This window comes from Burkholderia latens, assembly GCF_902499045.1.
GTDB classification, from domain to species: Bacteria; Pseudomonadota; Gammaproteobacteria; order Burkholderiales; family Burkholderiaceae; genus Burkholderia; species Burkholderia latens.
In genome coordinates this window covers 78,652-98,174 of record NZ_CABVPL010000004.1, presented here as the reverse complement: position 1 = coordinate 98,174, position 19,523 = coordinate 78,652, and the positions used below count along the sequence as shown (strand labels likewise).

Genomic DNA, 19,523 nt, shown 5'->3' with positions numbered 1-19,523 from the left:
TTTCGAAATGGCTTGGGCGAGCCAAAAAAACGCCAATTCTAAATTACGGTTAAATTTCATCAGACTTAATGGCGAGTCGGCAAAAAAATCCCGCCATCAGGCGGGAGTCAAGGTCTGCCGTCATCGGGACTTGCGCCGCTTCCAGTGGAATATCCGCAGGCCGATGAACGCCACGCCCAGCAACGCGGTTGATTTATACGGGATTGCCATTGACACGGCGGGGACGGCTGCAGCACCGACGTACATGCAGGTGAGGGCGACCAGCACCTTACCGAACCACGGTTTGGCCAGCATTCCAAGCACCGGCGGAGGCTGACTTCCAACCCAATCGGGATAAGCCTCATTGATCTGCTCGAGCTCGAACGACCCCGCCCTTGTCTCCCGCTGCGCTTGATAGAACCGTTCGTAGCGCTCGAATCGGCCATCGCCGCGGCCGTCGAGCCACGCGGCGTTGCTTTCGGCGACCAGGTAGGCGAGATCGTCCATGTGCCCTCTAGTGAACATAGACCGCTGCCCACGGCAGCGCAGCTTGGACGTCGACGATGACGCGCCCGTCGGCCTCGGAGTAGTACTGCTCGGTTTCGGCGTCATACCATGCGAACTGCGGCCGGCGATCGCCGTTGATCACGATCAGGCTTGCCGGCAAGTCCGGAAGGGCGTGAGGCGCCGCGCAATTATCGTCATTCGCCATTGCGCGTCCTCGCCTTGGTGCTACGTCGCTTCGCGCCAAGCTGTCCCGTGCAGGCGGGGCAATCGAAGCTATGGTGCATTTCGATCTTGGTATCGTTGTTGCTGACGATGTATTCCGTGCGGCAGGTCCGGCACGGTGCGATCGTGAGCCGGTTATCGGCGGCCATCGCCCGCGTAAGGTTGCAGCCGCGGTCGACGGAGATTGCGTGTTGGCCACCGAAGATCTGCTGGTAGACGTCGTTGGTTGCGATCAGCGCTTGCGGTGCGTTGGCGCCTGAAGCGAGCGCCGCGCGGTACAGCCACGTGAAGATCGTGCCGTGCAGGCGATTGGTCGGCGTCTCGACAAACCAGTTGAGCGAGTTCGGCGTGTTGCCGCACGGTGAGCTGGTGCCATGCATTTCGACATACCGTTGGCGCATCGCGTTCTGATTCAGGCGAAACAGGCTGGCGGCCGTGGACGCGCGGCATCCATATGCCATCAGGGCATGTGCGTACGTCTCGTTCTTCTCGCGGGGCAAGCGCAATTCGCTCCAGCCGGCCTTGCCGGGCGCGCTGTTCATCCTGATCGGCGAAGTCGCCATGATCTGGTGCGCCACCATCTCGTCGGTCAGATCACTGGCGGTGAACTGATACCAGAAGGTCGGCGTGTTGAAGCGCCAACGAAACAGCGGCAGTCCGTTCATTCGGCCGAGTGCGATCCGCAGCTTGTAGGTCGGTACGGACGCGAGGTAGGCGACCACCACGGTCGTAACCCCGAGAAGCGGAGCGGCCAGTACGCTGAGGTGAATGACGCTCGTGACCAGATCAAGGAAGACCCGGTTGTGCTGTTCGACAGAGAACTTCGCGAGCGCGTCCAGCGGGGGAAGCTTGCGCATCAGCTGGTCGACCGCGATGGTCGTGGGGGTGTCGTCGACGAAGCAGCGCCAGTCCTCGACCGACTCGAGGGTCGGCGCGACCATCAGGAACGGCGTGCGCAGTAGGTTGCGCAACGACTCCTCGTTATGTTTGACGTGGTCGATCTCTTTGCGCTCGACGGCGAGGATGTCGTTGAAATCCCCATTCATTTCGAGCAGCCATCTCATCTGATCGACGAGGTCGAAGTTTGTCACCTGGATGCGCTCGGCCAACCAGTTGGGTACGTACAGTCGCTCGATCGAACGGTAGGTCTCGCGCGAGTTTTTCTTGTCCATTTTTCTGAGTCTCTCTTCTACTGCACAACAATAAAGCGTGGCCCGGGCGAAATCAGGCGCGTACGGCCGCCGTCACCTCACCGTGGAACTTGCCGATCAGGTCACTGAAGGCCTGGAACAGCGGCTTGAAGCGGGCCGGGTTTCCGTCTGCTGTCGCGAGCAACTGCGCGCTGTGATAGTCCTGCACGAATGAGCTGAAGGTGTCGATCAGGCCGCGGATCTTCTTTTCGAGCACCTCGCTCGCTTCGATCGCTGCGCGCTGCTCGTTCGCACGTGCCTCGAGGTCAGACAATTCCGCCTTGGCTTGTTGAAGTTGAAGGTCGATGGCCTCGTGTTCGGCGAGCTTGTCCTTTACCGCTTCCTGAAGGCTCGTGTAGGACTCGGGCAGGGTCGGTACCGGCACTTCAGTCTTCACCGGGTTCGCCTTGAGCCTGACGATATCGGCGGTGAGCTGCTCGACCTCGCGCTCTTTGTTGGCGAGCGTCTGTTGTAGCGTCGCGACCTGTTTGCCGGTCGATGCGAGGGAAACCTGCGTCTCCTGGGCTCTCACTTTCTCGCGAGATTGCTCCTGCCGAACGTTGCTGAGTTCGGCCGACAGGCGGTCGATTTCCTTCTGAGCGTCGTCCAGCCGGCCGATGGTGGCATGCAGTTGCGAAGTTGCCTCCTCGATGCTGTTGTCCTTTCCGGCGATTTGGTCTTCCAGCGTCGCGATGAGCTGTTTGACTTCGCTCTTCGTGAGCGTCGGGTCATCGCGCTTCGCTTCGATCACCTTCTCGATGATGTCGTCGCCGATGTGGTTGTGCACCAGCAGCGACATATCGCTGTACGTCAACATTTCGACCGCGCCGATGTTGCTCGAGAACTTGTTGTAGACACGGATGTACAGGCTGACCGACGACTTCGACTTCTGGAACACCTTGGTGAGGAAAGAGTAGACCAGCTCGGCCGCCCGGTTCCTGACCTTCTGGTTGTCGCCTTGCGTGCTGACGAAATGGCCGATGACGGATGCATGGATGTGGGCGAAATTGCCACCGATCCGCATGTGCTCCTGCAGGATCTTGCGCGTCGAGTGGGCGACTTCCTCACTTTCCTGAATGATTGTTCTAATCAGGCTGTCCGGCAGCCCGGTGAACATCTCGCGGGCGGCGGTGGTGAGTTCAAGCTGGTCCGGCACATGCGCGAACGTGGCTTTCAGTTCGAGATCGCCGTCCGCCGACGTGGCATTGTCAGGAACGGTCGGGTTGAAGTTCTCGTCGTCTTCGGGCTTCTTCGGCGGCTTCTTGGACAAAGCGCTCTCCAGTAGAGGTTGGGCCTTCCCTGGCACGGGTTCGGCGGATTGCCGGATCGGGTGACGCCCCGTCCGACGGAATTGAGACCTGGCGGCCTGCACCAGCTTACGCGGCGCTTTTCAGTGCCAAGAAGCGAAAGCTGCACGAAACAATGTGTCTTTCGCCAAATGGCGCGCGTCAGCGATCTGAAACTAGAAGTTACAGACTGTAAGAAAATGTAAACCGGTGGTCATATGTTTACGGATGAATCTGCGGCAACTTTATGGCGGTGAGCCGATAGCGCCGATCCGGTCGGGTCGTCCACGCTCAGGCGGCGCACGACGCTCCACGCGGCCCGCACGTTGATGTTCGGATTTCCGGACTTCGCGTGGCGATCTCGTTGGGTACGCAACCAGTAGCCCAGATCGGGCAGAGTGACGAGCGCAAGCGGCAGGTTGGGGGAGAGCGAGCGGTTGTCGTTCGCGAAGACGCCGAGGCCCTGGACGTTCCAGACGGAGGGCAACGTGCCGCGGAGGAAGGCAACCTTGGCCCGGTTTTGGCTGATCGGCGAGCGCCGTTCCTCGAGCTTGCCGCTCGGCAGGTGGCACACGACCGTATCGGCGCTGCTGCCAGGCGTAATGGTGCCGGCCCAGTTCTTGGTCTCGATCACGAAGATGCCAAACGGCGTGACAACCAGATGGTCGACTTCGGCGGTCGGGAACTCGGTGCCAGGCGCGTGGAGCAGCAGCAGCGCAGTGGGGTGGACGTAGAAGTCGTTGCCGCAGAGCTGCGACAGGACGCGGCGCAGCTCGCCGAGCACGCGCGCCTCGCCAGCATCGCCCGATGCCTGGCTCCTGGTAACCGGGGGAGGCGATTGGCGACGGGGATGGGCCTTCGCGTAGTGCTTGACCAGTGCCCAGACACTGGCGACAACGATGAGAATCCAGAACATTGGGATGCGCCTCGGTTGATGAAGTGACGCGTCCAGTTTGTCTCCGATTTTTCGAAGTCAAGTTCCGGAGAAAGCTATACGATTTTCTGGAGCATTCTCGGTTTTGCCCCACAACCGGTTGCGTTCGGACGGTTCGGCCAAAGCTGTACGCGATTGGCGAGCATTCCGAGTGCACCGTGCGTTGGTGCGGCTTACCCTACTTCTATCACGCGTTTCCGACGCATCGACCTTCCTGAGCCATCCGGCTCTGCCATTTCGCGGCTTGCCCGCGCCTTCCCAGTTAATCGGCCTTGAGCGATTTCGTGTGTTGACCAACGAGGTCGCAGACGAAAGCGCTTTGCGCCGATTTCCTTGCTCGTTCCGAGCATCGAAACCACCGGGCGTTGTCCGGACATTCCCTTGTTCGATTTTCTCTGGAGAGAAACATGTTGAAGTCCCTTTTCAGCGGCGCGTTCAAATCGCCGGTCAAGTTCCTCGCACTGTGCTTGGCGGTCTACATCGCGGCGCACTCGATCATCGTCGCGCTGTTGATGGCGGGTGCTGCGTACAACCACTTCAAGAATGGCGCGAAGAAAGCATCGCATCAGCCCGAGCGTGATAGCGCCGATCGTCACGATGCTGACGAGAGTCCGCGGCACGCGAACCGAAGTGCCGTCGCACCTGTGCATTCCGATGGGAAGGCACCGGTTGCCCCGCAACGTCAGTATGCGAAATCCGCAGTTGTCATCCCCATCAAGGCTTCGTCGAACCAGACGAATGCCCACCATCTGAAAACTGGCACGAAGTAAGTCGCCCCAGTCCGACCGTGCGAAGCAATTCGCATGGTCGTCCTATCTCCCACCGGGAACCACGTTCCCGGTAAGGGGAATGAGGTGCCCGGTTGATATCCGGAGCACGCTCATGAAACCGCAAGTTGCTGGTTGGCAGCTCGACATGTTCGGCGGTGATTCGCCGATTCTCATCACTCCACCCAAACCCGATCCTTTGCCGGATCCCGATCGCTGGGAGCCGCACGTGCGGGAGAAGCTCGCCGAGGCCGTGGTCTTCTTCGCTCTCGACAGCCGGCATAGCGACAACGTCCCCGAGGCGTTGATCGACTGCGCCGAAATGCTGCATCAACGGCTGTGCAACCGGCCGGTCGACAAGGTCGACTACTACGCGACGCTCGGCTGGATCATGGAGCTATGGACCGGGGCGATTCCCTACTCGATCGTCTGCGCACTCGGTCGTGTCCGACCGCGCGCGATGCAGGACGCGATCCGCGATGTTCCGTTGCTCAACTATGACTTCAACCGACTCAATCGCTGGTGCAGCGGTCAGCTTTCGCTGGAGGCGCAATGGGCGGTGTAGCCATGTTCTTCACGCGCGTGCTCGCTCAGGCCTTCCCGGGCAGCCCTCGGGCATCGGTGTCGGCGGTCGAACCGCGCTCGTCAGCATGCGGCAGCGCGAAAGCTGTCGGCACTGGCGCGGACAACGAGACGCTCGTGACGATCGAGGGAGTCATCCATCTGTTCGTCGACGAGGGCGACTGTGTCGTCGAGTTCGTGCCCGCGTTCGATGACGCACCTGGCGACACGATGTTCGGCACGAAGATCCTGCCGGCGCTCGCGCCGCACTGGGCGATGCTGCATCAGCACTCGGTCTCGCTGAAGGACGCGATAGCGACCGCGATCCGCCGCGCAAGCGTGCCGGCGTCTTCTGCTTTGGGAGGCGCTTCAACCGCTGCAGGCTCGGACGGTTGGTCGCCTCGGGCGTTAGATGCGCAGCAACCGGCAACTGACGCCGAAGACGAGCGGCACCACGCAGAGTCCACAAGCGAGTCCAGTAGGTTTCGAACTCATCGTACTCGCAGCGATGACGTGGGCCAATCAGCCGCCGTCAAAGGCCGGATTACCGGCTGGGGAGAAGAGGAGTTTCCCAATCGTCGTCCCGGAAGGGCTTCCACCTACACGTCTTTCGCGCTGCGTCTCGATACGCGTAGCGGCGAGCGTGTTCTGCAGGGAGAAGGCTTGAAAGAGGCGATCAACGAGTGCGGTTGCCGCGTCGGTGAAATCGTCACTGTGAAGCGCCTCCGCAAGATCAAAGTGCCGGCCTTCCGCAAGGAAGACGGCTCCCCCATTCTGAAAAACGGCCAGCAAGTCATGTGGGACAAGTGGCTGTGGTCGATTACCACGTGAAGGAGTTCTAGGTGGCATCTGTTAACAAAGTGATCATCGTCGGCAATCTTGGCGCCGATCCGGAAGTGCGATATCTGCCCAGCGGCGACGCGGTCGCGAACGTTCGCGTCGCGACGACCGATCGCTATAAGGACAAGGCGAGCGGCGACTACAAGGAAATGACCGAGTGGCATCGCATCTCATTCTTCGGCCGATTGGCCGAGATCGTGAGCGAGTACCTGAAAAAGGGCAGCTCGATCTACGTCGAAGGCCGCATCCGCACTCGCAAATGGCAAGGCCAGGACGGGCAGGATCGTTACTCGACCGAGATCGTCGCCGACCAGATGCAGATGCTCGGCGGCCGCAACGGCGGCGGTCGCGGTGACGGCGGTGGCCACGGTGGCGACAACGAGTTCGAGCAGGGCACGCGTCGTCATACAAGCGCCCCGGCCTCACGACAGCCGTCCGGTCAGTCGCCAGCAAACGCTGCGGCGCGTCCGCAACACTCGGCACCCCCGCCGGCTCAGTCGCAGTCGTATGGCGGTGGTGGTGGTTTCGACGAGATGGATGACGACATCCCTTTTTAGTATCAGACCCTAATTAAATCGGTCTGATTCGAAGGGTTTCCCGCAAGGGCTCACCATCCCGATTCTCCCTCCCGTTTTTTCTCACCTATAGCGTGCGACGTGCCTTCGGGCACATCGCACGCCGTCTTCCTTCCCTCCCGCATTTTCCTGTTCCGCTGACGTTGCTGAACCAAGCCGACGCGCCCGCGCGCGGCTTCGTTGAGCAAGCGTTTCTGCGCCTGTCTCAGGCATCGAAAAACCCGCAGTCCAACTGGAGAGATCCGTGAACGTGAAGTGTTTTTGCCTTTCGTCCCGCGCGGGGCTCTGCCTGTCGCGTCGATTCGACGTCCCGTTGGAGCTCGCGGCGGTAGGAAGGTTTGTTGATTCAACAGTGCCTGCTATCCGATGGGTGGCGGATGCACGCGTTTTCGCCGTTGTGCGAACGGAGGACGAATCATGGGAGAGCTGAAGAAGCTGGATCTCGCGGCCATCGACTGGACCAATGTTTTTCCGCATTACATCGACAGCCGATTTTTGAGTGGAAAAGGGCGGTGGTGGACCTGTCCGCTTTGCGATGGCGAGGAGACCTTCCGGATCTTCCCGCCTGAACGAGACCCCAACGGGGGTTGGCATTGCGCCCGCTGCCTGAAGGGTGGAATGGGGGCGACGCTGATCCATGAGGTGACGGGCAAGCCGTATCGCGAGATCTTCTACGAGCTCGAGACCGACAATTACAACGGCGGGATTCCCCCCGCGATGGTGCGCAAGGCGAAGCCTGTCCCGGTCCGGCCCGAAAAAACCGACGAGCAGAAGTGTCGCGACATGCAGGCTGCGTGGGACGGTGCCGCTCCGGTGACGGTCGACTCGCCCGCGTGGACCTACCTTTCGACGCGGATTCCCGGGCTACGGCTCGAGTGGATCGGGCGCGACGTGCGCTGTCACCCTGGGATGGAGTACGTCGACGCCTTTGGCAAAAAGCAGGGGAAGTTTCCCGTGATGCTTCAGCGAGCACGGTCGCAGGCCGGCAAGCCGCGGCGTGTCCATCGCACCTACCTCACGGCCGACGGGGAGAAGGTTCCCTTTCTCACCAAGAATGGGAAATCGCGAGCGAAGTTGGAGATGAGTGCGCCGGCCGGCAGTTTTGGGTCATCGGTGCGGCTTAACACGACGAGGTCTCGCACCCTGGCGCTGGTGGAGGGCGCCGAGACTGGCTTTGCGGTCGTCGCACGGTACGAGAATCGCATCGAAGTCCGCTGCCTGCTGAATTGTGGTGGCCTCGAGCGCGCCGACATCAACTGGGACGATTACGACCACGTGATCATCTACGCCGATCGCGACAAGGTTGACCAACGGCGCGGCGTCAGGCCGGGCGAACATCATGCGCAGCTTCTTGCAGATCGCATTCGTGCGCTTGGCAAGCGCGTCTCGATCGTTAAGTCAGTGGTCGAGGGCGTGGATTTCTGCGACGTATGGAAACTGCAGCACCAGCGGCGGGCCCAAAAGCGTGATCTCGTGCGGGCCAGGCAACTGGCACGCGAAGAATCGCGGAGGCGGAACCTGTCGCGTACCGGCAGTAGCGGAATGTGTGCAGCGATGTGATTTCGACGCCGGCATTCGTCGGCACATTTTTATCTTACCCGGTGGGGATACGTCCCCTCCGGGCCGTATTGCGCCGGGCCACATCACGAGGTGAATGATGGGCGCGTTTCGACTGGTGCTGGATGAGTTTGAAGTGATCGAGGTGACGGCCAGGGTGGCGTCAGAGGGGGCGGCGGACGTTTCCGAAGGTCCGCGCTTCGATGTGATCGACCGGCAGCTCGAAGGCGACGATCGCTATATCCTGCGGGATGAAGCGTTTCAGCCGGCGGTCGATTTTTGCATGGCGTGGCTTGAAGAAAAAGAGAAGAGCCGGACGCACTAAACCTGACGACAAGCGACTTCCCTCGGGAAGTCGCTTTTTTTTTTGCTTAGTCGCCCACGATAACCAGGACGAGAAGGAGGACGACCTTGAAGACTCGCCACGCCCCGGCAGCCCAAAGGGTGCCGATCGCGCCAACAAGAAGAAACAGACTGGCGATGTCGCCCGCGCCATGGTTGTGCATGAAAGCGCCGGCCGTGAAGACCAGCGAGTACACCAAGACCAGAACGAGGCGGCGCAAAACGAAAGGCAATGCCCTGTAGCCGCTGGCGATGGTGGAAGGGAGACCGCCGATGATGCTCATTCGTCACCTTGGCGTTGCGCCGATCTGAGCGCGCCCGCGCAGTAGTAGCCCGCGATCATGAACGCTGCAGCGCACGCGAGAAATAGCGGCGACGTGAGCTTGTCCACGATTTCACCCGTCCGAATCCACCCGATCAGTTCCAGCATTTTCTTCTCCTTTTCTATCGATGCAAGACGCGTCACACGTTTTGAACACCTACCTCGTACTGCAATTCTCTCAGGTCTATGCAAAAAGCAAGCCACGAAAAAACGAGCCGATGGGTTGTCACGCCCATGCCCCCAGCTGATCGTGAAGCGAGTCGTCGAAGCCCGCGCCGTCAAGGCTCCCATCGCCAACACTGAGTACCTGAAACGCGTCGTCGTCGTGGGCGCCGGTCGCGCGCGCTTGCGTGGCCAGGGGTGATGCGGGCGTGACGGGAGGCGCGGCCACTGCAGGCGTTACGATGCGCGCCTGCCCGGTCAATTCCTGACGAAGCGCTGATTCGGCCAATGCTTTGAGGACGGCGGCCCGGCGACGGGCCGACGGACACGTGCGCAACCGCTCGAACAGGAGCGGCGACACGAGCTCGTTGATCGTGATGGTCATCTCGATCTTGTCGCTCATGTCCGCTCCTTATCGGCGTTCGCGAGCGACGCTGGATTCCCCGACCAGCAGGAACCCCCGAACGTTCGCGAGGCACGGTGCGTCAATCACCTCGATGACGACTCGCGGGAACGCTTGACGAATGACGGACGCATAGAGTGCCGCGCCTCCACCGGACAGGATGATCGATCGAACGTTCGCCAGACGGCCGACGTTGTTTTGCATTTCCTTCACGACGCCCGAAATCAACGGCTGCGCTTTCTCGAGATAGGGCGCGAGATCGATGTCGTTCCCGTAGAAGAAGAACGGCGTCTGCTCGCGCAGCGCTTTGTCGATCCGCTCGATGTCCTCGACCGCGTCGCCCTGGTCGCGTGCAATTAACTGGGCGATGCGCTGATAGATCTGCGATGCGCCGCCCGGCATGCCACCGCTGCGCTTGTCATCCATCGCGAAGCCGCTCGCGTATACCCAGTCGGTCGTGAAGTAGCCGACGTCGACGACGAGATGTTCAACGTCCCGGCCAAACCCGCCTTTCCGGTTGCTGGAGGCAAGGACGAGCGAGCCGAGCGGCTGCGGGATCACCATGACCTTGTCGATCTTCACGCGTCCAGCGCCGAAATCCAGCGTGCCGGTGAACCGCTCCATCAACGCGCCCGCGTACTTCTTCAGGTTGTGAACCGGCAGGCCGAGCACCAGGCGTTCGATATGGGTCACGCCGGAAAAGTGGATCGCCCCGAGGAGCAACGCAGCGTAGTTGTTCGTGAGAATGTAGTCGTCCGCCAGCGCGCGGCCGGTGTTGCCGTACGCGGCAGTCAGGGAAACGTCCGGGCCGACCTCGTACTCGACTTGGTCGATCACGATCGTGGCTACTTTGCGGGCCGTCAATACGCTGTCGCCGTATCCGGCGATCGAGCGACTCGCCGCAAGCGGCGCGAGCGACGGAAACATTCCGGAGGCCACGGCGTTGTTCGCGGCACGGTGCGCGTATTTCGTATTGCCGTAACCGACGTCGATAGCGAAGACTGCAGTTTTCAAGGGCGACTCCTTTGGTGTCTGTTTCAGGGAAGGCGAGTGCAACGTCGAACCCCGAGTCGAACTTCGGCACCGTCGCTTCACGAAAGTCCTGGATAAAGTCGGACATTGAGAATGGGCCGTTACCGAAGTCGGACATAGAGTGGGAGATTGCAACGGCGAGCCCTTGAATCTCCCGGATAAAGTCCGAGATTGCGTGATTCAGTCTATCGAGCGGTACGCAAAGTCAAGTTTTGGAAAGCGGCGCACTTCCCGACAGCTTTCGCGCTGCTAAGCGTGACGAAAAGGCCTATTCTGGGCATCACCTACCGCGTCATCGACGCATCGAACCGGAGCGCCTGGCGCTCACACGTCCCTTCTGGCCCCGTTCAGGGCCTCCAACGCAGTGAAATGTCCGGGCCGCACATTGACGCGGCCTTTTTCTGAAGCAAATCAAGTACACAGTGGTCCACCTTGAGGACCCCTGGACAGTGCGATATCCATACGATCGGCGGCGGTTTGCCGCAATGGGACGCAATGAGGACATGTGGACACCGGACACCGGACAGTCCACGCGACCTCATTTGCGTCTACTCACGCCCTTTCAGCGAACGAGCTGGGTGCGTTCAGGAAGCCCGACACACCGCGGCCGACATGAACGTGCTTGGGGGCGGGGGAAGTCTTGCGAACCGGAAAAACCGGTGTCGCGATTCCCTGATTGGAAGAACGAACGGTAGGCGCAGCCGTAACCCAAATGCGCAACAGGAATTGCCCGGCACATAGCCCGGCGCCGGCGACCGCCAGGTTCGTCGACGCCGAGACGCGTGAGCGTCAGGCTGGCAGGGTAGCCACGAAGCTGGACTGGGCGGAGCGAATCCGCGCAGCGCGTCCGACAAGCGGGCGCGAAATGGTCGGCGACCGTTTGCGCGAAGCGCGGACTGCGTCGGTCATTGCAGCGGGATGGACAGTCGGATTGCATGCTCTTCCCATGCAGCGGGCTGATCGGATGGAATCGCTAAAGGACAGGAAGCAGCAAGACCGCGCCGGCGGATTCCGGCGGAGCCATTCGCGCGAGCGAGGGCGAAAGAAGTAGCCGTTGGCGCGTCAGGTAGGGGCGCGCAACGGACGGAAAAGGTGAACGCCTATGGGTCGCCCCGAGCAATCCAGACCGGCTTGTGTCGGCTGACGTGGGGAGCGTTTGCGCGAAGCGATGGCCGCCGGCGGATCACGGACTGATCGCGTCTGCGGAACCGACCGTGGACCGACTGGGCAGCGCAGAGCGGTTCTTGACCGAGCGGCCGCGCATCGTACGATGGGTTCGCGAATGGCGTCGGTACCGATCCTTGGGATCGTGGCCGGCGATTTCGCGGAGCGCGATTGGCGGACGGGCGCATGCGGATGCATGCGGCGCTCCGGATGATCGATTGACGATAGGAAGAGGCGGGCGGGTTGCGCCTGGTGGGAGCGGTATCGACCGCAAGGAGTAATTGGATGGCTGCGATCCTCAACGTTCGGTCTGTTGTGGGACGCTATCGACTGTCGCCCGAGTTTCGCGACGCGTTGCTGGTGCTGTTCGATCAGCATGTCGCCGAGATTCATAGCGCGACGCGGATCAGCAAACGGGCGCTGTCGATCAAGACGCAGGAATATCGGGCGACGGCGATCTGCAAGGCATTCGTCGAACTGCGCGAGGGTGGGTTCGCGCTGCAGACGCCATGGTCGCTGAAGACCAAGCACGTCGAGTACCTCGTTGACCGATGGGTCAAGGATAAGCAGTCGGGCGGCACGATCGAGAACAAGCTCACGTATCTGCGAGCACTCGCCCAATGGCTGGGCAAGGCGAATCTGGTCGGGACGCTCGGCGACTACGTCGATCGCCGTGAAATGGGCCTTGAGCGCAGCTACGTGGCGACGGAAGACAAGTCATGGGCAGTGAACGGAGTGGACGCGGTCGCGAAGATCGAAGAGATCGCGCAAACGTGTCCGTACACCGCGGTGCAACTCAAAATGCAGGCGGCGTTTGGGTTGCGTGTCGAAGAAAGCTTCATGCTGCGCCCGGCAGAAGCGGTGCGCGATCCGCACATGCTCGCAGTGACGCGCGGAACGAAGGGCGGGCGGCCGCGGGAGGTGCCGATCGAGAAGAAGGTCGCGATCCTGGAGGAAGCGGCGCGCTTGAGCAACGGTGTTACGGGATCCACGATTCCGGCCGGACGAACGCTGAAGCAGTGGCGAGACTGGTACTACTACGTGCTCGCGAAGCATGGCGTAACCAAAAGCGGCATCGGCGTGACGAGCCACGGGCTGCGTCACGAATATCTGCAGACGCTCTATGAACAGGTGGCCGAGGTGCCGGCGCCGATCAAGGGTTCGCCGGCACGTCCTGATCCTGCCGCGCATGAGGACGCGAAGCGCCGGGTCGTCGAGGCCGCCGGCCACAGCCGTCCGTCGAAGGCGAACGCGTACCTGTCGACGTTCGCCCGGCAGACGGAGCTGAAGAAACCGTTGCCGAGCGTTGCCGAAGCGAAGGCCGCGCTCGAGGCGGCCGCCGGCAACAAGAGCCACGCTGCGGCGGCGCTGGGGATTTCGAGGCAGGCGCTGTATAGACTGCTTGCGTCGCCGTCGCCACGTAAGTGACGGTCGCAGCGGGTTCTTGTCGGGTTGACGCGGAGGCTGTTGCCGGCGTCGATAGGACGACGCCGCAACATGCAATATCCGTTGCGGATCAGGACGGGTCGAAGGGGAGCGTCAGGACGTCGTAGCTCTCCCGGCGGGAGAGCGGCGCGGCCGGATGCGTTTGTTCCCAGGTGCGGTCCAACTCCGTCCAACGGTCCCATTCGTGTTCAGGCGCGTCTATCCCAGGAGGAAGGGGGCGCGCTTCTTCGTGGTCGCGGCACATTTGGGCGAATGCTTCGGCGGATTCTCTGGTGGCGAACGCGCGTACCGGGTCGCTGCCTTCGCACATCGTGGACGCGTGAACGACGAAAATCTCCTTGTCCGGCACGGGGCCGTTCGCCGACGGCTGTTGCCGGAGTCTCTCTGCAGAGTTGAGGTCGGTCGGGACATCAACCGGGTGTTTCCTATCGACAGCACTCATTCACTTTCTCCCGTTACTGCATCGTCGAACAGGTCGCCAATCGCTCTTCGTGCCCGGCGCGTGGCTGCGACTCTGGCACATCGATGCTCGGCGCCATGGGCAAGGCGGCAGCGCTGACAGAGCACCTTGAGATTGTCGTCGCTGGTGTGCTCGGGCGCATAGGCGATGCGTGCGGAGTCTTCAAAGCAACTGACGTCCGAGCGCCAAACGCGCCGGATCGCAAATGCAGGTCGCGAAGCGGGGGTGCGCCCGCTTGTCGAGGCTAGCGTTAGCCGGAGCATCGGAGAATGAGGCGAGAAATAGTCGGTGTAACGCCTGCTGGAGGAAAGACGGGCTCGGTAAGATAGCCTTGTCTCTCAGGTTCTGGCACAGGCCCTCGGAAATCGCTAGAACCTTCGTTAAGCCGGCGCAAGCCGGCTTTTTTTTAGTGCGCCGAGCATGCGCAACAGCTTGGGGGTGTAAGTCCCCTGTCCAGCCTGATGGGGCGAAGGATTAGTGAAACGCAAGGGCGTCGTCGCGAGGCGGGGTCTGAAGGAAGCGTGTAGCAAAGCCATGACCTGACGAACAGAAACCAGATATGAGGCCTACCCGGCCGGACGAGCGAGCTAATGATCGCGAAGTCCCCAACCATCAAGGGCTGGGGTGGTAAATCTGGCAGGTGTGTGGTGAAGGCGGTTGTGCTTACCTCGGGAGGCCTGCCCGGCGTCCTGGAATCAGGACTGAACGGACCGCAAGGGGCGTTGATCGCCGTGCAGGAGTCAGCAGCGGGCATATTAGGGCGGCGACGCCTGAAGGCCCAAACGGAAAGGAGTGGCAAGTAAGCCGGTGAACTCGACATGGGAGCGCAGCAGAAAACGCATCGCGTCCTCGGGGGGCGGAGATAGGGGTGAAGCCCCGAAGGACGACGCTCGAGGGGCTGAACCTATGGCGGCGAACTTCGAGTCTGAAAGCCCGTCGGCTTGCGACCGACTGATGGAAGAAGTCTGCGAAAGGGAGAACCTGAAGCAGGCGTTGAAGCGTGTGAAAGCGAACAAGGGTGCACCGGGCGTGGACGGCATGACGGTTCAGGAATTACCGGCGCACTTGCGTGAGTATTGGCCGTCGATACGGACCACACTGCTGAACGGCACGTACAGACCGCAACCTGTAAGACGCGTCGAGATACCCAAGCCGGATGGGGGCGTGCGCAAGCTCGGCATCCCGTGCGCGCTTGATCGATTCGTTCAACAGGCGGTGTTGCAGGTGCTGCAAAGGCAATGGGACCCGACGTTCTCGGATGCCAGTTACGGCTTCCGTCCGGGGCGCTCGGCGCATCAGGCTGTGGAGCGCGCGCAAAGCCACATTCAAGCGGGCCTGCGCTGGGTTGTGGATTTGGACCTCGAGAAATTCTTCGATCGCGTGAGCCACGACATCCTGATGTCCCGGGTAGCAAAGCGAGTCAGCGACAAGCGAATGCTCAGGCTGATCCGCGCGTTCCTGACGGCGGGCGTGCTGGAAAACGGGCTGGTTGGCGCGACGGACGAAGGTACGCCCCAGGGCGGTCCGCTGTCACCGCTGCTATCCAACCTGATGCTCGACGATCTTGATCGGGAGCTTGAGCGACGCGGACTGCAGTTCGTGCGGTACGCGGACGACTGTAACGTCTACGTGCGGAGTGAACGCGCGGGTCAGCGGGTGATGTTAGGTCTGAAGGCCTTCCTCACCAGCAAACTGAAGCTGAAGGTCAATGAAGCGAAGAGCGCCGTTGCACAGCCGCACACGCGCAAGTTCCTTGGGTTTACGTTCACTGTGCATGCCCAAGCTAGAAGGCGCATTGCGCCCAAGGCTCTGGAACGCTTCAGGGAACGCATCCGGGAACTAACCCAACGCACGCGAGGGACCAGCGTCGACCAGATGATTGGCGAGCTGAAACGATATCTGACCGGGTGGCGGGGCTACTACGGCTTCTGCGAAACGCCCTACGTACTCCACAAACTCGATGAATGGATCCGCCGCCGCCTTCGCTGCTTCTTCTGGAAGCAATGGAGGCGTGGTCGAACCCGATTCGGGGAATTGGTCGCGCGGGGCGTGAACCGCAACCTCGCTGCCCAGACGGCAGGTTCGCCACACGGTGTATGGCGCCTTAGCTGCAGCCCAGCGTTGAACAAGGCGCTGTCGAATCGTTACTTCCTCTCGCTGGGTCTGCCGTCGGTCGGGCCAGTGCCGATCAACTGATCCGAACCGCCGTGTACGGACCCGTACGCACGGTGGTGTGGGAGGGGTCGAGTCGCGAGGCTTGCCCCTATCCCGATTTCAATGCGAGCGCCGCCGAACTCTGCGAACGACTGCGTCGAGTATTGGCTTGATGTGATGCGCGAGCTTCGGGTGCGCATGGAGGAATCGCGCGAGCGGTGGCGATACCTGGTAGTACATTCGGATCGCCCATCGGCCCGGCTTCGTGGTCCGGAGGACATTGTCTCGGAATCCCCTGAGAGCAAGGACTTCCGGTGCGTTGTAGTCGCCATAGACCGCGGACGCGATGAAGCACATGCCGAACCGTTTGAACGTCGCTGCGCAGTACGGACACACGGAGCGCTCAGGCCGCCCGCGATGCGTGATGATCCGGGGGACCATTTTCTTCTTGCATGCAATGCATTCGACGCGATCATCGCGATGTTGCGAGGCGGACGCTCGCGATTGCCTTTCGACGATTCGCACTTTGGCCGCGCGCGGACCTCGATTGTTCGTAGTGGCGTCGAATTCGACGATGTCACCGTCGCGTGGCGCCTCGGCTCCGATGACGTCGCTGACGTGAAAGAAATAGTCAGTGGCTGCTTCCCCGTGGATAAAGCCGTGGCCCTTATCCTTCGAGAACCACTTTATTGTTCCTCGCATGGTTCTGATTTTGTAGTTGGTCGAGTACGTAATGATATCCGTCCGGCGCCTGATAGCCCGACATGTCGCGGCCTTCGCCTGCTACCAACGGTCACGGTCCGGCATGGCGTCGACCGCGATCGCGATCCGGTCTTCAAACAGAAAATCTCGATGCTCGTTCGGCGAATGGATTTTCGGGAACTGAACGTAGTCCCGGCCGTCGACCTCGATCCACTTCGCCAGCTGGACGAGCTTTCGATATCGTGCCGCGTCTTCGAGCACGGGTGCGATCGGCCACGTGTCTACGGTGACGACGGTAGCATCGACCAGGCGCTGCGCCAGCATCTTGAAGATCGGACCGATCTCGTCCCAGTCCCCTTCTACGCGGGACAACATGTCGAGCACCAACTGCGTATCGCAGGCGCCGAGCTCTCTCTCGATCAGGTTTCGTAGGTCCTCAGCCGTTGCCTTCGGGCGGCTCAAGCGTCGGTTCCATGTTTCGGCGCATCGGTCTTTCGCGGCCGCTTCGTCATCGCCGATCGCTTCCCACGGCGTCGACATGCCGCAACCAGTGCAGTAGATGCAGACCAGGGGCTCGGTCCGAGGCGCCTCGGGTGGGCGAGCTTGTACGTCACCGATGCGTGGTGGGCCGCCGAAGCGGCCGAACTGGCTAAAGTCGAATAGGCGGTTGTCATCGCCATCAACGAGTCGCTGCGATCGGCCGACGGTCGGCCGGCCGCCGCAGTGCTCACATGGATAGAGCTGTTCGATCATTTGTCGGAAGGTTGTAAGTTTCTCGTCGCCGGCATTATTGCTGTTTTTGCAGCGCGGCAATACCGAGAAAAGCGCGAATATTCCTTCCGGTTATTTCTCACCAGTCTGAGTTAATCGCGTGAAGCTCGCAGTTCCGCAATGCGAATAAGGGACAGGAGCGAGTCGGTCGACGTGTTGGATGTGTGGCTTGATTCGGAGGATGCGACGACGATTTGCCCGGAATCGGTAGGAAATACTCGTCGCGCGGATTGCGGATCGTCAACGAACCAGAAATGCCATGCCCGCGCGTAATGCCACCAGGTGCCGGCGCGTTCCAGTTCGTCCCACGACGCGCGGAACTCGAGGATGGCGCCGAAGTTCGTGAAGGCTGCGCATCGCAGTCCGCGAGCGTCTGTCACCGCGACGGCGAGCTGCCGCCCACCGGAGAAAGAGTCGGGGTGGCGGCATGCCATGGAGAGGGCGGGAAACTGCGGCCCCCACTGATCGGTGCGGGAGACCGCGCGATGGAGGAAAAGCGACTTGCCGTGCATAGGAGGCGTCCAGGCTAAGAGGATGCATTCATCTTGCCGGCCGCACGACGATGTCAAGGTCCAGCCCTTCGCCGCGCAATGGGAGGGAACCGGACATCGGCCAGCTGAAATCGGTCGATATCCCACTCCACTGCCTGGATGCCGCGCGCGGTGCGAAGGCGTTGCTTTTCCCGCTTGCGAGCCTCGTACTCGGTCAGGCCATTCATCCCATAGACCTCGATGTGGGTTGGTTCCGCGGTGTCCGTTAGGACGAAGTCCGGCAGCATGTCGGTGCCCTCGTTTAGCCGGATCGGCTTGTCGAAGGCGCGGCCTTCGGCAACGAGCCGATTTGCCATAGCGACTTCGTGGATCGAATCGCACGTGATGTACGTGGACGAGCAAAGCATTGCGGCGAGATCGACCACGATGTGATGGCCCTTGGACGTGCGCTCGATCAGGAGAATCGTGACGACTCGCGCGGCACGGTCGCCGAGCGCGCGTAGCGCGTGGCCGTATCGCTTCTCCGCGAGGGCGATCAAACCGGAGCTGCAGTAGTACGGCTTCTTGCTCTGGCGCAAAGTGATCGACCGGCCGTAGGGCGTCGTGCCGATTTCTGAGATCTCGCCGACGACCAGGCCGCGATGGTTCGTTCCATCTCGCTGGCCGACGCGGCCAAGGAAGGCATCGAATTCGGCGTTGATCGCAACGCGATCAGCCTCCTGGAAACGACGCATGACGTGCAGCACCTGCTCGGCGGGCTCGCCGTTGATCACGGCGTCACCGAGCTCGGAGAGGACGCGCGCATTGCAGACACCCCAGTTCCGCGTCCCCTCTGCGCGAGACCAGCGATTGAGGCCGGCGACGTTCCAGAGCGCCTGCAGGAAGCCTAGAAGAGGGGCCGCGCGGCGTGAGGTTGTCGGACCGCTAGCTTGCCGGGCGGACTTGGAGGCGGTGCGGACCGTGCGCTGAGTGAGGGCAACGTCGAGCTTTGCGCGCAAGCCCGCGGCGGTCGCGACGATGCCCGGCAGGGTTTTGCCGGCCTCGTTTTCGCCTTCGTTCGGTGCCTTGTGAAACGAACACGATTGGGCGTCGTGCATCGGCCCTTCATCCGGCCACCCAGCGAGGTGCAGCAGACTGCCGTATCGGCGGATCTGGAGGCGGAGAGGGCGCGCAGCACCCAGGCAAAGGCACTGCGCGTAACCCGGATTGATCTTCGCGCGCTCGAGCTGGCGTACAAAAGCAGCCGGGTGCTCTTGGACATCATTAAGCGGCACGGTAAGGCCGGAGAAGAAGACGTTGTTCATCGGGTTTCCTCATTGGTGCCGGGTGCCGTAACTCCGACCCTGGCCCCGCCCTTGTATTCGCGTCCGGTTGCCTTTTCGGTGAGGAACCACTCCCCGCTCGATAGGAGCGTCACGTGGCAAAACGGATAGCGCTGCTCCATAGCGACTTTTTCGTCTTCGTCGCGTCGTATTCTCCCGCCTTCGCGCCGGCGTAACAGGCGAGAGTACGTCCAGCAGATCGCGAGGAAGACCGCGACTGCACAGCCGCTGATCACCTTGTTGTCGACACTGAGCCTTGCGAAGATCGCCGCAAGGGTGAGGATCATCAGTGGAATCGGAATGAACAGGTTCATGGCAGGTGGATTGAGCGGTC

Annotated in this window: 23 protein-coding genes; 8 read left to right on the top strand and 15 right to left on the bottom strand. The window is 61.4% G+C overall.

Features of this window, described 5'->3' with window-relative positions:
- Positions 1-120: 120 nt before the first annotated feature.
- The 5 genes from BSE24067_RS04360 to BSE24067_RS04340 form a co-directional block, all read right to left on the bottom strand.
- The gene (locus BSE24067_RS04360; RefSeq protein ID WP_151062638.1) at positions 121-486 is read right to left on the bottom strand and encodes a hypothetical protein; all 366 of its coding nucleotides are present in this window, start codon (positions 484-486) and stop codon (positions 121-123) included.
- A 7-nt stretch (positions 487-493) separates the two neighbouring features.
- Complete coding sequence (locus BSE24067_RS04355; RefSeq protein WP_062911812.1) at positions 494-691, bottom strand: hypothetical protein; 198 nt, start codon at positions 689-691, stop codon at positions 494-496.
- Entirely contained in the window at positions 681-1,880 is a 1,200-nt protein-coding gene (locus BSE24067_RS04350) for a FlhC family transcriptional regulator (RefSeq protein ID WP_151062637.1), read from the bottom strand. Before BSE24067_RS04350 ends, BSE24067_RS04355 begins: the two co-directional genes overlap by 11 nt.
- A 52-nt stretch (positions 1,881-1,932) precedes the next feature.
- A complete protein-coding gene (locus BSE24067_RS04345) occupies positions 1,933-3,168 on the bottom strand; it encodes a hypothetical protein (protein WP_062911814.1) in 1,236 nt (411 codons plus the stop codon).
- 230 nt (positions 3,169-3,398) lie between these two features.
- Positions 3,399-4,100, bottom strand: a complete 702-nt coding sequence (locus tag BSE24067_RS04340) for a nuclease-related domain-containing protein (RefSeq protein ID WP_151062636.1) — start codon at positions 4,098-4,100, stop codon at positions 3,399-3,401.
- A gap of 425 nt (positions 4,101-4,525) precedes the next feature.
- Here BSE24067_RS04340 and BSE24067_RS04335 point away from each other — a divergent pair, with 425 nt between their 5' ends.
- The 6 genes from BSE24067_RS04335 to BSE24067_RS04310 all read left to right on the top strand — a co-directional run bounded on the left by BSE24067_RS04335 (position 4,526) and on the right by BSE24067_RS04310 (position 8,743).
- Positions 4,526-4,888, top strand: a complete 363-nt coding sequence (locus BSE24067_RS04335; RefSeq protein ID WP_062911816.1) for a hypothetical protein — start codon at positions 4,526-4,528, stop codon at positions 4,886-4,888.
- A 112-nt stretch (positions 4,889-5,000) separates the two neighbouring features.
- Entirely contained in the window at positions 5,001-5,450 is a 450-nt protein-coding gene (locus BSE24067_RS04330) for a hypothetical protein (RefSeq protein WP_062911817.1), read from the top strand.
- Positions 5,438-6,277, top strand: a complete 840-nt coding sequence (locus BSE24067_RS04325; RefSeq protein ID WP_151062635.1) for a hypothetical protein — start codon at positions 5,438-5,440, stop codon at positions 6,275-6,277. The genes BSE24067_RS04330 and BSE24067_RS04325 overlap by 13 nt, the downstream gene beginning before the upstream one ends.
- 11 nt (positions 6,278-6,288) lie before the next feature.
- Positions 6,289-6,843: a single-stranded DNA-binding protein gene (locus BSE24067_RS04320; protein ID WP_151062634.1), complete on the top strand. Its 555-nt coding sequence runs from the start codon at positions 6,289-6,291 to the stop codon at positions 6,841-6,843.
- Between the two features lie 435 nt (positions 6,844-7,278).
- A complete protein-coding gene (locus tag BSE24067_RS04315) occupies positions 7,279-8,421 on the top strand; it encodes a DUF7146 domain-containing protein (protein ID WP_151062632.1) in 1,143 nt (380 codons plus the stop codon).
- 94 nt (positions 8,422-8,515) lie between these two features.
- Entirely contained in the window at positions 8,516-8,743 is a 228-nt protein-coding gene (locus tag BSE24067_RS04310; protein WP_211195073.1) for a hypothetical protein, read from the top strand.
- Between the two features lie 46 nt (positions 8,744-8,789).
- Here the strand turns inward: BSE24067_RS04310 and BSE24067_RS04305 are convergent, their stop codons facing one another.
- The 4 genes from BSE24067_RS04305 to BSE24067_RS04290 all read right to left on the bottom strand — a co-directional run bounded on the left by BSE24067_RS04305 (position 8,790) and on the right by BSE24067_RS04290 (position 10,661).
- Positions 8,790-9,044 (bottom strand): hypothetical protein, encoded by a 255-nt coding sequence (locus BSE24067_RS04305; RefSeq protein WP_062911821.1) that lies wholly within the window; start codon positions 9,042-9,044, stop codon positions 8,790-8,792.
- Positions 9,041-9,190: a hypothetical protein gene (locus BSE24067_RS04300; protein WP_170297405.1), complete on the bottom strand. Its 150-nt coding sequence runs from the start codon at positions 9,188-9,190 to the stop codon at positions 9,041-9,043. The genes BSE24067_RS04305 and BSE24067_RS04300 overlap by 4 nt, the downstream gene beginning before the upstream one ends.
- A 118-nt stretch (positions 9,191-9,308) precedes the next feature.
- Positions 9,309-9,647 (bottom strand): hypothetical protein, encoded by a 339-nt coding sequence (locus tag BSE24067_RS04295; protein ID WP_062911822.1) that lies wholly within the window; start codon positions 9,645-9,647, stop codon positions 9,309-9,311.
- A 9-nt stretch (positions 9,648-9,656) separates the two neighbouring features.
- Positions 9,657-10,661, bottom strand: a complete 1,005-nt coding sequence (locus BSE24067_RS04290) for a PRTRC system protein D (RefSeq protein ID WP_062911823.1) — start codon at positions 10,659-10,661, stop codon at positions 9,657-9,659.
- Between the two features lie 1,467 nt (positions 10,662-12,128).
- Between BSE24067_RS04290 and BSE24067_RS04285 the strand changes: the two genes are divergently transcribed.
- Positions 12,129-13,271, top strand: coding sequence for an integrase domain-containing protein (locus tag BSE24067_RS04285; RefSeq protein ID WP_151062631.1), 1,143 nt, complete (start codon positions 12,129-12,131; stop codon positions 13,269-13,271).
- Positions 13,272-13,359: 88 nt separating this feature from the next.
- Here the strand turns inward: BSE24067_RS04285 and BSE24067_RS04280 are convergent, their stop codons facing one another.
- Complete coding sequence (locus BSE24067_RS04280) at positions 13,360-13,731, bottom strand: hypothetical protein (protein ID WP_151062630.1); 372 nt, start codon at positions 13,729-13,731, stop codon at positions 13,360-13,362.
- Positions 13,732-14,655: 924 nt separating this feature from the next.
- On the opposite strand from BSE24067_RS04280, the gene ltrA reads away from it, so the two are divergent.
- Complete coding sequence (gene ltrA, locus BSE24067_RS04275; RefSeq protein WP_170297404.1) at positions 14,656-15,945, top strand: group II intron reverse transcriptase/maturase; 1,290 nt, start codon at positions 14,656-14,658, stop codon at positions 15,943-15,945.
- 78 nt (positions 15,946-16,023) lie between these two features.
- Here the strand turns inward: ltrA and BSE24067_RS04270 are convergent, their stop codons facing one another.
- The 5 genes from BSE24067_RS04270 to BSE24067_RS04250 all read right to left on the bottom strand — a co-directional run bounded on the left by BSE24067_RS04270 (position 16,024) and on the right by BSE24067_RS04250 (position 19,503).
- Positions 16,024-16,605 carry a cold shock domain-containing protein gene (locus BSE24067_RS04270; protein ID WP_151062628.1) on the bottom strand — a complete coding sequence of 194 codons (582 nt, stop codon included), beginning with the start codon at positions 16,603-16,605 and terminating at the stop codon, positions 16,024-16,026.
- 81 nt (positions 16,606-16,686) lie between these two features.
- On the bottom strand, positions 16,687-17,358 hold the full coding sequence (locus tag BSE24067_RS04265) for a Lar family restriction alleviation protein (RefSeq protein ID WP_151062627.1): 672 nt from the start codon (positions 17,356-17,358) through the stop codon (positions 16,687-16,689).
- Between the two features lie 110 nt (positions 17,359-17,468).
- Positions 17,469-17,888, bottom strand: coding sequence for a hypothetical protein (locus BSE24067_RS04260; RefSeq protein ID WP_151062626.1), 420 nt, complete (start codon positions 17,886-17,888; stop codon positions 17,469-17,471).
- 53 nt (positions 17,889-17,941) lie between these two features.
- The gene (locus tag BSE24067_RS04255) at positions 17,942-19,171 is read right to left on the bottom strand and encodes a DUF1173 family protein (RefSeq protein ID WP_151062625.1); all 1,230 of its coding nucleotides are present in this window, start codon (positions 19,169-19,171) and stop codon (positions 17,942-17,944) included.
- Positions 19,168-19,503 carry a hypothetical protein gene (locus BSE24067_RS04250; RefSeq protein WP_151062624.1) on the bottom strand — a complete coding sequence of 112 codons (336 nt, stop codon included), beginning with the start codon at positions 19,501-19,503 and terminating at the stop codon, positions 19,168-19,170. The genes BSE24067_RS04255 and BSE24067_RS04250 overlap by 4 nt, the downstream gene beginning before the upstream one ends.
- Between the last annotated feature and the right edge of the window lie 20 nt (positions 19,504-19,523).

Bases quoted from the DNA above. Each gene is read 5' to 3' on its own strand.
- BSE24067_RS04360 (WP_151062638.1), bottom strand. From the start codon at position 486: ATGGACGATCTCGCCTACCTGGTCGCCGAAAGCAACGCCGCGTGGCTC.
- BSE24067_RS04355 (WP_062911812.1), bottom strand. From the start codon at position 691: ATGGCGAATGACGATAATTGCGCGGCGCCTCACGCCCTTCCGGACTTG.
- BSE24067_RS04350 (WP_151062637.1), bottom strand. From the start codon at position 1,880: ATGGACAAGAAAAACTCGCGCGAGACCTACCGTTCGATCGAGCGACTG.
- BSE24067_RS04340 (WP_151062636.1), bottom strand. From the start codon at position 4,100: ATGTTCTGGATTCTCATCGTTGTCGCCAGTGTCTGGGCACTGGTCAAG.
- BSE24067_RS04335 (WP_062911816.1), top strand. From the start codon at position 4,526: ATGTTGAAGTCCCTTTTCAGCGGCGCGTTCAAATCGCCGGTCAAGTTC.
- BSE24067_RS04330 (WP_062911817.1), top strand. From the start codon at position 5,001: ATGAAACCGCAAGTTGCTGGTTGGCAGCTCGACATGTTCGGCGGTGAT.
- BSE24067_RS04325 (WP_151062635.1), top strand. From the start codon at position 5,438: ATGGGCGGTGTAGCCATGTTCTTCACGCGCGTGCTCGCTCAGGCCTTC.
- BSE24067_RS04315 (WP_151062632.1), top strand. From the start codon at position 7,279: ATGGGAGAGCTGAAGAAGCTGGATCTCGCGGCCATCGACTGGACCAAT.
- BSE24067_RS04310 (WP_211195073.1), top strand. From the start codon at position 8,516: ATGATGGGCGCGTTTCGACTGGTGCTGGATGAGTTTGAAGTGATCGAG.
- BSE24067_RS04305 (WP_062911821.1), bottom strand. From the start codon at position 9,044: ATGAGCATCATCGGCGGTCTCCCTTCCACCATCGCCAGCGGCTACAGG.
- BSE24067_RS04300 (WP_170297405.1), bottom strand. From the start codon at position 9,190: ATGCTGGAACTGATCGGGTGGATTCGGACGGGTGAAATCGTGGACAAG.
- BSE24067_RS04295 (WP_062911822.1), bottom strand. From the start codon at position 9,647: ATGAGCGACAAGATCGAGATGACCATCACGATCAACGAGCTCGTGTCG.
- BSE24067_RS04285 (WP_151062631.1), top strand. From the start codon at position 12,129: ATGGCTGCGATCCTCAACGTTCGGTCTGTTGTGGGACGCTATCGACTG.
- BSE24067_RS04280 (WP_151062630.1), bottom strand. From the start codon at position 13,731: ATGAGTGCTGTCGATAGGAAACACCCGGTTGATGTCCCGACCGACCTC.
- ltrA (WP_170297404.1), top strand. From the start codon at position 14,656: ATGGCGGCGAACTTCGAGTCTGAAAGCCCGTCGGCTTGCGACCGACTG.
- BSE24067_RS04270 (WP_151062628.1), bottom strand. From the start codon at position 16,605: ATGCGAGGAACAATAAAGTGGTTCTCGAAGGATAAGGGCCACGGCTTT.
- BSE24067_RS04265 (WP_151062627.1), bottom strand. From the start codon at position 17,358: ATGATCGAACAGCTCTATCCATGTGAGCACTGCGGCGGCCGGCCGACC.
- BSE24067_RS04260 (WP_151062626.1), bottom strand. From the start codon at position 17,888: ATGCACGGCAAGTCGCTTTTCCTCCATCGCGCGGTCTCCCGCACCGAT.
- BSE24067_RS04255 (WP_151062625.1), bottom strand. From the start codon at position 19,171: ATGAACAACGTCTTCTTCTCCGGCCTTACCGTGCCGCTTAATGATGTC.
- BSE24067_RS04250 (WP_151062624.1), bottom strand. From the start codon at position 19,503: ATGAACCTGTTCATTCCGATTCCACTGATGATCCTCACCCTTGCGGCG.